General features: G+C 43.7%; 13 protein-coding genes. 8 read left to right on the top strand and 5 right to left on the bottom strand.

Annotated elements, in window-relative coordinates; translation table 11 throughout:
- Window positions 1-165 precede the first annotated feature (165 nt).
- Window positions 166-1,287 carry an aminotransferase class V-fold PLP-dependent enzyme gene (locus Q4574_RS19340; RefSeq protein WP_303476772.1) on the bottom strand — a complete coding sequence of 374 codons (1,122 nt, stop codon included), beginning with the start codon at window positions 1,285-1,287 and terminating at the stop codon, window positions 166-168.
- 5 nt (window positions 1,288-1,292) lie between these two features.
- Window positions 1,293-2,045, bottom strand: a complete 753-nt coding sequence (locus Q4574_RS19335; RefSeq protein ID WP_303476770.1) for a tryptophan 2,3-dioxygenase family protein — start codon at window positions 2,043-2,045, stop codon at window positions 1,293-1,295.
- 138 nt (window positions 2,046-2,183) lie between these two features.
- Between Q4574_RS19335 and Q4574_RS19330 the strand changes: the two genes are divergently transcribed.
- Complete coding sequence (locus tag Q4574_RS19330) at window positions 2,184-2,429, top strand: Lrp/AsnC family transcriptional regulator (protein ID WP_303476769.1); 246 nt, start codon at window positions 2,184-2,186, stop codon at window positions 2,427-2,429.
- Between the two features lie 127 nt (window positions 2,430-2,556).
- Here the strand turns inward: Q4574_RS19330 and Q4574_RS19325 are convergent, their stop codons facing one another.
- From Q4574_RS19325 to Q4574_RS19315, 3 genes are all read right to left on the bottom strand, one after another.
- Complete coding sequence (locus tag Q4574_RS19325) at window positions 2,557-3,429, bottom strand: RimK family alpha-L-glutamate ligase (protein ID WP_303476767.1); 873 nt, start codon at window positions 3,427-3,429, stop codon at window positions 2,557-2,559.
- 169 nt (window positions 3,430-3,598) lie between these two features.
- A complete protein-coding gene (locus tag Q4574_RS19320) occupies window positions 3,599-4,600 on the bottom strand; it encodes a hypothetical protein (protein WP_303476764.1) in 1,002 nt (333 codons plus the stop codon).
- Between the two features lie 84 nt (window positions 4,601-4,684).
- A complete protein-coding gene (locus Q4574_RS19315) occupies window positions 4,685-5,284 on the bottom strand; it encodes a DsrE family protein (RefSeq protein ID WP_303476762.1) in 600 nt (199 codons plus the stop codon).
- A 366-nt stretch (window positions 5,285-5,650) separates the two neighbouring features.
- On the opposite strand from Q4574_RS19315, the gene Q4574_RS19310 reads away from it, so the two are divergent.
- The 7 genes from Q4574_RS19310 (at window position 5,651) to Q4574_RS19280 (ending at window position 14,574) form a co-directional block, all read left to right on the top strand.
- On the top strand, window positions 5,651-6,817 hold the full coding sequence (locus Q4574_RS19310) for an efflux RND transporter periplasmic adaptor subunit (protein ID WP_303476759.1): 1,167 nt from the start codon (window positions 5,651-5,653) through the stop codon (window positions 6,815-6,817).
- Between the two features lie 10 nt (window positions 6,818-6,827).
- Window positions 6,828-9,962, top strand: a complete 3,135-nt coding sequence (locus Q4574_RS19305; RefSeq protein ID WP_303476756.1) for an efflux RND transporter permease subunit — start codon at window positions 6,828-6,830, stop codon at window positions 9,960-9,962.
- A gap of 909 nt (window positions 9,963-10,871) precedes the next feature.
- Window positions 10,872-11,072 carry a twin-arginine translocase TatA/TatE family subunit gene (gene tatA / locus Q4574_RS19300; protein WP_303476753.1) on the top strand — a complete coding sequence of 67 codons (201 nt, stop codon included), beginning with the start codon at window positions 10,872-10,874 and terminating at the stop codon, window positions 11,070-11,072.
- Window positions 11,073-11,093: 21 nt separating this feature from the next.
- Entirely contained in the window at window positions 11,094-11,495 is a 402-nt protein-coding gene (locus Q4574_RS19295; RefSeq protein ID WP_303476750.1) for a preprotein translocase subunit TatB, read from the top strand.
- Complete coding sequence (gene tatC, locus Q4574_RS19290) at window positions 11,492-12,310, top strand: twin-arginine translocase subunit TatC (protein WP_303476748.1); 819 nt, start codon at window positions 11,492-11,494, stop codon at window positions 12,308-12,310. The genes Q4574_RS19295 and tatC overlap by 4 nt, the downstream gene beginning before the upstream one ends.
- Before the next feature lie 166 nt (window positions 12,311-12,476).
- On the top strand, window positions 12,477-13,937 hold the full coding sequence (locus Q4574_RS19285; protein ID WP_303476745.1) for an alkaline phosphatase PhoX: 1,461 nt from the start codon (window positions 12,477-12,479) through the stop codon (window positions 13,935-13,937).
- A gap of 67 nt (window positions 13,938-14,004) precedes the next feature.
- The gene (locus Q4574_RS19280; RefSeq protein WP_303476743.1) at window positions 14,005-14,574 is read left to right on the top strand and encodes a PEP-CTERM sorting domain-containing protein; all 570 of its coding nucleotides are present in this window, start codon (window positions 14,005-14,007) and stop codon (window positions 14,572-14,574) included.
- Window positions 14,575-14,740 lie beyond the last annotated feature (166 nt).

Raw genomic sequence — 14,740 nt, 5'->3', positions numbered from 1 at the left:
GAAGGCAGAAACCAAGGGAAAGTAGCCTCAGAGGTGGCATATCTCAGCACGGTTGACACAGTACAGTTGACTCAGCACGGTTGACTCTGTCCAGTCGATCACTACAAGGTAAATCAGCCCATGGTAAACCTGCGCAAGCCCAGCCTAACAAGGAATAAAGTCCCCTCATTGCTGGTTGAAGACGTCCGTCAACAAAGCAACCTCTTGTTCTGAATTATAAATATGAAACGACAAACGCATCACATTGCCACGGGTATCAAAATAACAGTTATGGCTGTCTAGTCTTTGACAAATAGCCTCACTACGAGTTGCCGGCATCTCCAGACATAAGGTCCCCCCCATATTTGCCAAATCAACAGGATGCAACAGTCCCTCGTTTACTCCCTGTAAAAACAACTCTATCAATCGACGATTATGCGCAAAAATCGTCTTTAGCCCAATATTCAAAATGGTCTGCAAACTTCCTAAGGCCAAAGCATAAGGTGCAATATTGGGGGTTCCTCCCCAAAACCGCTTCGCGCCATTTGCATATTGGAAATCGGTAATCTCCATTGCGAAAGGGTCATTGTGAGAAAACCATCCCACATCCATTGGCGTGAGCTGTTCAATGGATTGGGGGTTTAGCCACATAAAGCCAGCACCAGGGCCGCCACATAACCACTTTACACTTGAACCAAAAACCACATCCACGTCCCAGAGAGACAAATCAATGGGCAAAATGCCCGCTGATTGGGCGACGTCCACCGCGAAATAGCAACTCTGTTGTCGACACAACTGAGCAATACTTTGAATAGGCGACACCTGCCCTGTATTCGAATGAACGTGGGTGGCCAAAACACAATGAATATCCCCGTGCACATACCGTTGCCAGGTCTGAATGTTAGCAGCCGATTCCGCCGCAGGTATCAATACAAGTTCAAAACCTAAGGGTTGCATTGCCTTAACCACGTAGCCCATGGACGGAAATGCATCTTCATGCATAAGCACCTTGCGCTTACGGATTTTATGACTGTGCGTTGGCAATGCCATTAACCACTTCGTTAAGCCGCTAGATAAATTAGTTTGTGGGCAAAAATCAGTAGAATTAGCATTCAACAGTTGGCCTAAGGCTGTGCAAAACAGATCCACCGTGTTTAACCAGTTCTGCCAAGCATCCCCGCCTGACAATTTCCAAGGGGTTAGAAAGTTTTCAGCCAAACTCAGTTCCGATTTTTTTGCTAAACAACCCACTGAATGACTTAAAAAATAAGGGCTAGCAGGGAGATTGAATAAATCAGCGTAACTCACTTAAATTAACTCCTGCTGGCTTGCTTTTTGACGATTGAGTCGCGAACTTTACCGTAAGATTGCCCCCAGGCATCCGTCATCTGGTTACGGATCTGCCACAATTCCGGAAAAAACTGGTTTCTTGCGCCAGATTTAAGCAAGTCAACAGGACGACCTTTTAATGAATGAGACTCCATACCAATGGTACGTTGAATTAAGAATAAATGTTGCCAGCGAAACTTCTGTAACAACTCATCAAACTCCACTAAACACTCGGCAATCACATAGCTATCGTCATGTTGGTATTGGCTGTCATAAATGGCCTCTATGGTCGTTTTACGATTTTCTACATAATATTGTTTAAATACGCTCCACATATCCGCAGGTATTTTTACTAGGGTTCGGAAGCCCGGAGATTCTTGGCCGCTACCATTACCTAGCTGCAAGCGGATCTGTTGGTATTCTTTGGGCGACATTGTCTCCAACAAGTCCATTTGTTCAATCATCATTTTTTGCAGCATGTGCACCCGCTTCATTAATGAAACCACCCGATGACTTTGTTCTGCCTGCATGTACTCCAAAACATCGATAAGTGTGAAGATCATCAACTTCATCCACAACTCTTCCACTTGATGCACAATCTGAAACTGTAACTCGTCTGAATTGCATAATTTATTTAGGGGTTTTTGGCATTGCAATAAACTATCGCATTGCAAATATGCGCCGTAATCAAGGATTTCAGGGTTTTCTAACAGGCGGCTATATTTTTGTCGGTACATGGGGTGTTCCAAAAGGTTATCTTGGATTTTATGGTAATAGATAGTGAATTGAACATTGTTCTTCAAACACTTGAAATTTTATCTTTTTTAGAACAAAGTTCTTCTTATATCTAAATATAAAGAACGAAAGCAAAATAAATGCTAGATAAAAAAGATAAACAGATCGTTTCTAAACTCGAAGAAGACGGTCGTCTGTCCTTCGCAACCTTAGGTGAGTCAATAGGTTTGAGTAAAACACCGTGCTGGAATCGAGTTAAAGCATTGCAAGAAAAACAGGTCATCAGCGGGTTTTCAGCGATTCTGTCACCTCAGGCCATGGGCCTGAATATTCGTGCTTTGGTGAATGTGGTGATTGATATTGGCCAAAGATATAACGGATTTTGATGAACTATTACGAGTTGATTTGAGCAAATTGCCCGGTGTGTTGCGTTTCAACACCGCAATCACTACCCGTTTAGTCAAGCAAAACGGGCACTACAGCAAAATGCTTTAATTTTTTCATGACTCACGTTTAATTGCCGCGCCCATACTTTTCCACAAAAGCGTTGGCAAAACGTAGGGCGGAATCTACATCCATATTGAAATACAAGGAAGGTTCAATAAGCTCCACTTCCATGGTGACATACGCGTTTTCATATTTAACTAAGTCAATACGTGCATACAGAGGTATTTCAGGTAGCGCCGCTAATACCTGTTGAGCACTGGATAATAATCGCTCATCGGCTTCCACACTTCTTAATTGCCCACCATGCTCTTCTTGCACGCGAAAATCATTTTGTTTTGGCACTTTCACAATGCAATGGCTGTACTCACCGTTAAAATAAAATAATGAATATTCACCTTCATTGATCACACTTTTTAGAAATGGTTGGATCATATGGGGACGAGACGAAAATACCTCTGTCAGGCCCTCTTGTTCTTCAATAACAGACTCTAAAGATAAGCGATAAGTATGATCTGCATTTGCGCTGACGAGGGGTTTAACCACGATTTCCTGACAATTCAGTGGGCCGAATGCACTTTTCATTAGCTCTAAATCTAAGGTGTCGCACCAAATGGTAGGCACTATACCCACCCCTTTAACCTCTAATGACTTTAAATAATCTTTGCGAATATTCCATTGCACCAACTCAAGACTATTTTCTAATTTGGCCGAACTTTGGGCAATATTTTGTAGCACTTCTAAAAAGTCATCAGCATTGGTTTGATAATCCCAAGTACTGCGAATTATTACAACCTCGAAGTCATTCCAGTCGATATCTTTGCTGCGCCATGAAACTTCAATAGCTTCCCAGCCCATTTCCTCTAAAGGCTCGTAGAATAAGTGGTCATAAACGAAAAAATCTTCCAGATCATTGGTTGACAATATGGCTACTTTTCGCATTGATTCTCCTCGAGGTAATAACGCTCGTATGCTTTTGTAAGTTTAAACAATTGGCCTAGAGTAACGGAGAAATCTCGACTTCTCCAGCACTGTTAATCGAATGTTAAGTGAATTTTGCAAGGCCGGAGTAGTTATTTTGGCGAAGAGCTTTCTGGTAGCCTGTTAGCATTTAAAGTTGCACTAAAAATAGCGACATATTGACCAGCTTAAACACTTGCCAAGTGAAAAATGGGATGGCGATTAATATTGATACTCGGATGCTTAAATGAAAAAAGTTAGCCCACCTTTTCGGCGGGGTTTGATTCAGGCTCTGGGCATCACTTAAAATCAAATCACGCTCATGGGGGGTTAGCTTTTCGAAACTAACTTGCGGGGTCATCTGTGACACATGCCATTCATACTGATTGGCCGCTTTGAGGGTTTCGAAGGTATTGGTTTTGATTTGCTTAATGCGTATAAGTGGATAAAACGTTAAGTTAATCAGGATTAACAAGACAGTCATCGCCAGTAAAAAATCTTTAAATTGCGGTTCACCGCCGATCCACAGTAACGGAACTAAAGAAATCCCAATTGAAAAGAATAGCGCGTTCCAAAACACAGTATTGGCAAACGGATATTTATGCTGGCTGCGAAACAACTCCACCGTTAAATATTCAACAATAAACTTATCAATGGTTTTCGTGTTCCGCAGTATCACTGCTATGGCGAGAATAACGCCTGTCCACATCCACCAAGCTTGTAACACCAAAGGAAATCGCCTGAGGTTGTCTTCGAAGCTCAAACTGTCTACATAGAAGAGTTGTTCGCTATACAAATAGCTAAACATGATGATAAAACCAGTCAGGACACTGACGACTAAGACGCTACAAGGAATATTTTTAACCTTATTGGCAAGGCTGCTTGACTGACTAAAGGACAAACCACAATTTTTCCCATTCTCTAAAATCTCTTTATGGCCTAAGCCAATAACGAAGGGTAAAATGATATAGCTAAACGCACCTATTATGGGTAAGGCAAGGGATGCACCTACATCTCTAATCTGCACTTCATGGGTAAGGGAGTTAGGACTTACTAACACCCCAGACACAAAATTTGTAACGATGAAACAAACCGCAATACAGATAGCCCAATAAGCTGAATTGAGACTTAACCTAAAACTTTTACTACTCACAGACATCCAAAAACATATTTTCTTTGATATTCGAACAATTCATCGAACAAAACTCTGCCAAACACTTAAAACAAGCACCCTGCGCTAAAATGGATTGAGGGAATAACCTCGTTGATCCAATAACGCGTGGGCCGTCATGGCTGACAGCGACATTTGGACACCCTCAATCAGATCTGAATTGCTAACCTCATGGAAAGCGGCAGACTGACCACAAAGATACACCTCAACATTGTTTTCTAATAAGTCTGCAATCAATGGGTGGTTAGGGTTCTTGCCAGCAAAACGTTTTTTATAAGCAACAGGGTTAAGCAGATCATTACCTGCACTACCATGAACCACTAAGGCTAAATGGATATTCTCTTGTTTAGCGCCATTGGCCACTAGCATATTTAGAAACCGCGCCAAACTGACAAAATGTCGGTTGAGTTTTTGCTCGCCACTGACTTTACTTACATCAAAGGCCACTTTAAATTCAGTATTTGGATCAAAGGCTTGGTCTACTTGAACTTTTGCGTGCTTACCAAAATCGCGGATCACTGGTCCAGTGGTAAACCTGCCAGTGCTGTTACTCGAAGTGACAGTACTGCTGGCCTTTGCAGCTTTATTTTCGGCAGCAATGCTTTGGCTTAAAACACCTAACCCGCAGAACAGCAACATACTTAACATTAAAAGAAACTGTTTCAACCTTTCGACTCCCATTTTTAATTAGCTATAAATTCTACCCTACTTTTACAAATTCTCTGAGTAAGTTTTTTACATTATTAGGTGCCAGCATATATTTAAAACTGCCATGTTCCATCAAAACAGAAAACAACTAATACACATATTTTAACAATTGGACTTACCTAAAATCTTCTTTATTGCACTCAGACAAGGTAAGATTGCCTACCTTTGTAAGATTAAAAATAAATCAGGCATTCTTCAAAACGGTTACATGCGTTGTGGGGAAGACCTTAGATGTGAAGTAGTACTCTTTGTATTTAAATGTCAAAATAGACATACAAAACAAATAGTTACCCATAAAGTATAATAACAAGAATGTGAGTTAGTATGAACAATACATGGATTAAAGCGCTTCTATTCGTTGTAATAGTTGGCTTAGGAATAGGCGCTATGATGGTAATTAGCGCATCGGGTAAAGACGAAACCAGTCAAGAAAAGGTTGATACCCGCCCCCTGGTTGACATACTTGCTGCTAACCCCATTAATTATCAAGTACTGATCCACAGTTTTGGTGAAGTCACCCCCCTGGAAAGCACTAATTTGTCGGCCCAAGTCTCGGGAGAAATCATCAGTTGGAATCCTAAATTCGTCGCCGGTGGCCTAGTCAAACGGGGTGAAGTGTTATTTAGTATTGAAACAGACGCATACGAAGCGGCATTGTTGCAAGCGGAAGCGGAATATATGCAAGCACAAAGCGCGTTAATTGAAGAACAAGCCCAGGGCGAAGTCGCCAAGCAAGAGGCCAAAAACCTCTCTGCCACTAAGGTCAGTGACTTGTATCTTCGAAAACCACAAATAATGAGTGCCCAAGCGGCCGTTAAATCGGCCGAGGCAAGAATGAAAATCGCGCAACGTGATTTAGATAATTGCCAAGTCACTTCCCCCTACGACGCCTTAGTAATTGAGCGCACCATTGGTTTGGGTGAGTACGTGAGTAGCGGTGCTAAAGTGGGTACCTTAAATAATATTGAGTCTGCCGAGGTGCTGTTCCCAATAGCCGGCTTTGACAGTGCGTTTTTGCCTACTAACCTCGAAAACCAAGAGGCTGTCGTGATCAGCAAAGGCGTTAACACCTTTACTCGAGCTGGCAAAGTGGTCCGTGATACTGGCGTTATCGATCAATCTACTCGAATGAGCCATATCGTTGTGCAAATTGACGATCCCTATGGATTAAAAAGCCACGTCCCCCCATTAAAATTTGGCAGCTATGTTGAAGTAAATATCTCCGGTCAGGTACTGGAGAATGTTTATCGATTGCCACAAGATTTAGTAACTAACAAAAACGTTTGGGTGGTGGATGACAACAACAAGTTGCAACCTAAACCCGTCGATATTATTCGTGAAGAAGGTGCACACTTTATTATTAAACGTGGCTTGAACGAACAAGATCGCGTGGTCACAACAGTGCCTGAGTACCCGCAAAAGAATATGGAAGTGCGCTTGTCTAGCGCAGCGAACGATGACGATTTAGTCGCCCAGCAACCTAAACAGTAGGTCGAGAATCATGACTAAAGAAGCCAAACAAACGGGTCTAATCGCCTACTTTGCTAATAATTCGGTCGCAGCTAACTTGCTCATGGTATTTATTGCGGTGCTAGGAGCGGCAAGCTATTTTTCCTTGCCCAGACAAATGTTTCCTAGTTTAGAAATCAATTTCATTACCATCCAAGCCAATTACCCTGGCGCTTCTCCGCAAGAAATTGAAGAAGGTATTCTGATTAAGATAGATGAAGCCTTAAAAGACGTTACCGAGATTAATCGCAGTATTTCAAGGGCCTTTAGAAACAGTGGTACGGTGAGTTTAGAAATTGATCCTGATGAGGAATTGTCTGAAGTATTAGACAAAGTTAAGGTGCGAGTCGACGGTATCGCTACCTTTCCGGCAGGCATGGAACCGGTCACAGTTAACCTAGAAGAATTTAATCAAGACGTTATTGAAATGGCCATAGTTGGCAATACAACGACGGGAGAATTAAAGCCACTCGCCAAAGAGATCGAGACCGAGCTATTACAGTTAAATAATGTGTCTTTAGTCGAGCTAAAAGCGCCGGAAGACGAAATTGCCGTCGAAATAAAACCTAACGAGTTACGCAAATACAACCTAACCCTTGAGGAAGTTCGCCTCGCAATTCAGCGCTTTTCGGCAAATTATTCAGCCGGTCAGCTTCGCACCGACACAGGTATTATTTCGGTACGAGTGGAGAACCAATTTTACAAAGGTGACGAATTTCGCCGCATTCCAATCAAAATAGGGACAAATGGCGCCAAGGTATTACTAGAAGACGTGGCTATTATTCAAGACGGTTTCACCGAAGGTGAGCGTTATTTTAGTTTTTCTGGTCAAAATGCCATTTATATGTCGGTTAAGGCCACTAAAGAGCAAAATATGATTGCCGTGGCAGATTCGGTAAAAGCGTACGTCAAACAACGCAATGAAACCCTTTCCGACGGTTTAGAACTTAAAATTTTAGTCGACATGACCACCTACGTTACAGAGCGTCTCAATATGATGCTAAGTAACCTGTTTCAAGGTTCCATACTGGTCGCTTTTATGTTGACCTTGTTCCTGCGATTTAGACTCGCTTTGTGGGTTATGATTGGTCTCCCCGTGTGTTTCTTAGGCGCGATTTTGACCATGAGTATGTTTGGTCTCACCATTAATGTGCTGTCTCTATTTGCCTTTATTATGGTGCTAGGTATTGTGGTGGATGATGCCATTGTCATAGGTGAAAGTGCCTATACGGAAATTGAAAAGCACGGTGGCGGTGTGGAAAGTGTGGTTCGAGGGGCTAAACGCGTCGCCACTCCTGCGACCTTTGGTGTTTTAACCACCGTAGCGGTGTTTTTACCCTTTACCCAGGGCAGCGGTTTTCAAGGTACATTAATGTGGAATATCGCCGGTGTGGCCATATTCTGTTTGGCCTACAGCTTAGTTGAATCTAAGTTAATCTTACCCGCTCACTTGGCACATACTAATTTTAAACCTATCAAAACTGGCAGTTGGCGAGATAGATTCAATACCCGTTTTTTTGGTTTTGTTAACGGACCTTATCGCAATTTTATCGAAGTCTGTACTCGCTTTCGTTGGGCGGTATTTGCGACTTTTGTGGCCTTTTTACTGATCAGTGTTGGCTTAATATCCGGCAATTTTGTACGTATGGTGCCGACCCCGCCGGTGCCTCACGACTTTCCTTCAATTCGCATTGAAATGAATGAAACCGTATCTGATACGGCGACCATAGAAGCCTTACACATTATCGAAAAAGTTATCGAGAAAGTGGAAAATGACATTAAAAATGAATATGGTTCAGGCTTAATCACCGACACTCTTTCGTATAATCAGGGGCGCACAGATGGGCGAATTTTGATTGCTCTGGTACCCGAAGAAGAGCGTCACTTTGATACCTTTGAGCTCACCAGAAGGTGGCGAGCAGAAATCCCCGAAATTCCCGGTATGAAATCATTTACCATTAGAGATGACCCCTTTGCTGATGGCAATGGTGATGGCGATTTCGGCTACTTATTATTTGGCTCAGACATTGAAACCCTCAACGCAGCGGGCCTCAAGTTCATTGAGTTGTTGCAACAAGAAGAAGGTTTATTCGATATTAGTTCCACTATCGATCCCGCCAGCAAGGAAATCCAAATGACCTTGTTACCCGTTGCTTATGATTTGGGGCTGGATCTTGCGTCAGTCGCCAACCAAGTCGGTACTAGCTTTTATGGCGGTGAAGCCCAACGGGTGATTCGTGATGGTGAAGAAGTTAGAGTCATGGTGCGCTATCCCAGGCTCACGAGAGAACGTTTTTCTGAACTCAAATATGCGGTTATAACCACACCTTCGGGTAAAGAAGTGATGCTGGGTGACGTAGTGAACTTAGAAGAGGCTCCTGGTATTAGCTATATCCGTCGAGAAGGGGGATACCGCAGTGTTTATGTGTACGGCAACATAGACGAAGAAGCGGTAGAACCCAACGCAGTGGTGGAAAAAATTGCCAGCGATCTTCTGCCTGAATTGCAAAAAGTCTTCCCGTCAGTGAAAACCGAACTCGGTGGGGCAATTGAAGAAAGCCAAGCACAGCAAGATGAACAAGTTTTGTTCTTCATTGCAGGGTTAATTATGATGTACATTCTTTTGGCAGTGCCGCTGAAAAGCTACATGCAACCCTTCATGATTTTGATGGTTATCCCATTTAGTTTTACCGGCGCAATTTGGGGGCATTTCGTTTTTGGTACTGACCTAAGCACCATGTCGACCTTTGGACTCATTGCCGCTGCTGGGGTGGTAATTAACGACTCCCTGTTGATGACAGATTTTATCAATACCATGCGCAAGAACGGTGTTCATATTAAACAAGCAGTGCTAGATGCTGGTTGCGCTCGTTTCAGAGCCATCACATTAACCTCGATCACCACGTTCGTCGGTGTACTGCCAATTATGTTTGAAACCAGTATGCAAGCACGCATGGTAGTGCCCATGGCCATCGCCCTCGGTTTTGCGGTTTTGTACGCCACCATAGTGACCTTGATTCTGATTCCATGTATGTACCTGATTCTAGATGATATTAAATTGCCATTTAGATGGCTCAAAGGGAAGCTCTCAACACCCGAACCAAGCCCCCAACAAAACACCCTGTAGTCGGCGGCTTTAGCCCCGAGGAAATGCCCCATGGCCCCTCGTGACCTCTCATGGCCTAAAGACCATGCTACAGGGATGGATACTCCCTCAAAAATCCAGGGCCTGAAGGCACCCTGTAGTCGGTGGCTTTAGCCCCGAGAGAAATGCCCCATGGCCTCTCATGGCCCCCATTGCCTAAAGACCATGCTACAAGGATGGATACCCCCTCAAAAAGCCATGGCATAAAGACACCCCTCAAAAAACCAGGGGCTAAAGACACCCTGTAGTCGGTGGCTTTAGCCCCGAGAGAAATGCCCCATGGCCCCCATGGCCTAAAGACCATGCTACAGGGATGGATACCCCCTCAAAAACCCATGACCTAAAGACACCCTGTAGTCGGTGGCTTTAGCCCCGAGAGAAATACCCCATGGCCCCCATGGCCTAAAGGCCATGCTACAGGGATGGATATCCCTCAAAAAACCAGGGCCTAAAGATACCCTGTAGTCGGTGGCTTTAGCCCCGAGAAAAATGCCCCATGGCCTCTCATGGCCTAAAGGCCATGCTACAGGGATGGATACCCCCTCAAAAAACCAGGGCCTAAAGACACCCTGTAGTCGGTGGCTTTAGCCCCTAGAAAAATGCCCCACGGCCTCTCATGACCTCCCATGGCCTAAAGGCCATGCTACAGGGATGGATACCCCCTCAAAAACCCATGACCTAAAGACACCCTGTAGTCGGTGGCTTTAGCCCCGAGAGAAATACCCCATGGCCCCCCATGGTCTCTCATGGCCTAAAGGCCATGCTACAAGGTTGGATACCCCCTCCAAAACATGGCCTAAAGATCAAGCTACATCTTAAGTTCACAATTTCGTAATAGCTTAGTCATATTTGCATAGCATCCTTGTTGCACTTTAATTGGAGAGCACAACAATGAGTTTAAGTATTTGGCAAGTAGTTCTAGTGGCGTTGTTATTCATTTTATTGTTTGGCAGAGGTCGTATCCCTGCATTAATGGGAGACTTGGCTCAAGGTATCAAGAGCTTCAAACAAGGAATTAGTGAAAACGAAGAAGAAGAAACGACCCAAGGAACAAACGAACCTAAATCCAAAGAAAAGCTCGAAAGCCAATAAATACCGCTACTGGAGCATATTATGTTTGACCTCAGTTGGATTGAACTTGGTTTTGTTGGCGCATTAGCATTGTTGGTTATAGGTCCTAAGGATCTGCCCAAAATGTTCAAAATGATTAATCAATTTGTGACCAAAGCTAAGCGTACCATCAATGACGTAAAAGGCGGCTTTAAACAGCTTGAAAATGAAATACGCATTGTTGAAGGCACAACCACAGAGTCAACAAACTGGAAGCAACTTCTACCTGAAGACATACGTAATTTGCCCGACGACTTCATTCCAGGTTCGCAAAACGCCGAGTACCATACTAATCGGGCTCAGCAAATAGCCAATAAAAAAGCCGAAGTTGAGCAACAACAAAAAGCGCAAGAAGAACAAGAAGAGCAATCCGCCGGCAACACTAACCAGAAGCTATCCCAATGAGCCAAACTCAAGAAAAAGCCACCACCCCAAATGATGACGTGCACAGCAAAGCGCCCCTGCTTACTCATTTAATAGAATTACGCAGACGTCTACTTTTTTGTTTTGCTTTTTTTGCCCTGATGTTTGGCGTGTCTTACTTTTTTGCCGAGCAAATTTACAGCTTTCTACAACAACCTTTATACCAAATTTTTGGCCCGGATAGCGGCAGACGAATGATCTACACCGGGTTGCACGAAGCCTTTTTCACTTATATAAAACTTGCCTTTTTTAGCGCCACCTTTTGTACTTTGCCTATCACATTAATCCAGATTTGGAAGTTCATTGCGCCCGGCATGTACAAAAACGAACAAAAAGCCTTATCTCCCCTTTTTATTGCTACCCCTATCCTGTTTGTGATGGGTGCAGCACTGGCCTTTTATGTTGTAATGCCCTTGGCTTGGGAGTTTTTCATTAGCTTTGAATCAAGTGGTCAAAACGCCACCATAAACGTAGAATTAGAAGCCAAAATGAGTGAATACCTAGCGCTGGTTATTCGTTTAATCCTCGCCTTTGGCCTATGTTTCGAACTACCTGTTTTACTTCTGGTATTAGCTAAAGCAGGAGTAATAGACGCACAAACCTTGAAGGATTACCGCAAGCATGCCGTGGTGGCGGTATTTTTCATTGCCGCACTTATTACCCCGCCAGATTTGATATCGCAAATTGCCTTAGGCGTGCCTATTTTAGCCTTGTATGAGTTGTCGATTATATTGATAATTTGGACTCAATCTGAGCAGCAACAGGCACTTCGCAAACAGATGGATCAATCCACCTAAGTCGTTCATAAAAAAGACATATTTATGTAATTAAAAGTTTAGAAAAACGTAAAAAAATCGATGCGAAACTGTCATCTAAGGTCCGTAAATTAATAGTCAGCTAGTTGATTTCCAGTGTAGATATCAATCTAAGCCAAACCACTAATAATTAAAGGACCTGAAACTCATGTCAGAACAAGATTTAGATTTAATTCCACAAAACGATGATAAAATTGAACCTGCATTTAGCCGTCGCCAAGTATTAAAAGGTGGTTCTATTGCAGCAGCCAGTACTGCTTTCGCAGCGGTATCTAGCAAAGCCCAAGCAGCGTCATTGCCATTTAGCAATTCATATGGCCCGCTAGTACCTACAGCAGATAAAGCAACAGGTTTAAATCTACTTTCTTTACCAGAAGGTTTTGAATACACCTCATACGGTTGGACAGGCCAAACACAATCAGACCTTTTGCCGACTCCTACTGATCATGACGGCATGGGTATTGCTGCTGTTAAAGGCAACATCATCTGTCTTGTTCGCAACCACGAATGTTCAGAAGGCGAAGGCGCTCCAGCATCACCTCGCGGTGGCCGTGGCGTATATAACGCTGCGCAAAACGGCGGCACTACTAACCTGATGTTTGATGTAGTTAAAGGTGAATTTTTATCTTCATACAACAGCTTAGGCGGCACGATCAGAAACTGTGCTGGCGGAAGCACACCTTGGGGAACGTGGTTATCTTGTGAAGAAACCTTCCACAACTGGAATGCTGGTCCACAAGGCGAAAACCACGGTTACGTATTTGAAGTACCTGGATTTGGAATTTCTGACGGCCAACCTATTCGTGAAATGGGTCGCTTCTCACATGAAGCTGCCGCTGTAGATCCAGCAACAGGCTATGTATATGAAACTGAAGATGCAGGTTCATCTGCATTCTACAGATTTGTTCCAGACGGCGAATGGGGTGACTTGAAGTCGGGCGGTAGCTTGTACGGAATGGTACTAAACGGTGAGTCTCGCGTTGATTTACGTGGTGGCCTTACAGTAGGAACAGTTTGGGATGTTACTTGGCAAGAAATTGCTGATCCAGATGCAACAACTGATAGATGTTACAACCAAGCTTCAGACGCTGCAATTGTAGAGCGTGGCGAAGGTTGCTGGTACGACGATGGCAAAATCTACTTCGTATCTACTTCAGGTGGCGCAGCAAACTTAGGTCAAATCTTCTGCTACGACCCACGCAAAGAAACCCTAACCATTATATTTGAATCTACAGACGCTGTTAACGAAGTGAACGCGCCAGATAACATCGCTATCAGCCCTCGTGGAAACATTTTGATGTGTGAAGACGGAAGCTCTAACCCTAAACGTCTTATTGGTTTGACTATGGCTGGTGAAACCTTCCCGTTCGCAGAAAATAACGTGTCTTTGGACCAAGGTGATTTAGCTCACATTGATTCAGTTTACCCAGGCACAGAAGCTAACTTCTGGGATTCAGTTGGCGATTCAACTGACGGCAGCAACAGACGCAGCTTTACTAGCCAAGAAATGGCTGGTGCATGTTTCTATGGTCGTTGGTTATTCGTGAATGTGCAATCTCCTGGCGTAACATTCGCAATAACAGGTCCGTGGGAAAACGGCGCACTTTAATTTAAAAATAACAACAAATGGCACCTCGAAACACTTCGCAGGTGCCTGATTAACTTTAGGAAAGACTATGAAACGTATATTAACTCCCATGCTTGCAGCTCTAGTGTTGCTTTGCAGCGCATCAGCTTCAGCTTCTATCATTTCACTTCCAAGCAGCGGCTTACTTTCTGACTCAGTAGTTGGCGATAGCGGTTGGTTGAATGAAGACACTTTTGGTGACGGAATTGACTTCATCACATTTGATGTTGCAGCACAATCTACCTTCTCTGCCACCACAGCTTCATTTATCACAATGGGTTTGAGCTTATATCAAGGTACTGTTGCTAATGATTTCGCCATTCCTTTTTCAAATAGCGGCGACTTTAGCGACTTGTTCAGCTTCCTAGTTTACGTAGATGGTAACAGCCCCTATGTACCAGGTTTAGGCGGAAGCTTAACTGGTTTGGTATTGGAAGCAGGCTCATACACCCTTGCAGTCGGTGGTAACGAAGGTTTCTTCGATACTTTCACTGATTACGCTTATAACCTAGACGTAGCCATTGCTGAAGTACAACAAGTTCCAGAGCCATCAGCACTGTTTTTATTGTTTTTCGGTATCGCTGGATTGTTAGCTGCTCGCAAACAACAAACCAAATAACCCCGCGAAACAATCATCGAATACCAAGGGGCATACGCCCCTTTTTTAGTCCTGCCGCAGCAACACAAAATCCCCATGGCTTAAAGCCAAACCTGTAGTCGGCGGCTTTAGCCCCGAGGAAATGCCCCATGGCCTAAAGACCATGCTACAGGCGCGATAAAAGCCA

Origin of the sequence: Aliiglaciecola sp. 3_MG-2023 (genome assembly GCF_030548205.1) — a bacterium.
Taxonomy (GTDB): domain Bacteria; phylum Pseudomonadota; class Gammaproteobacteria; order Enterobacterales; family Alteromonadaceae; genus Aliiglaciecola.
The sequence above is the reverse complement of the archived record's forward strand: the minus strand, read 5'-3'. Positions and strand labels throughout refer to the sequence as shown.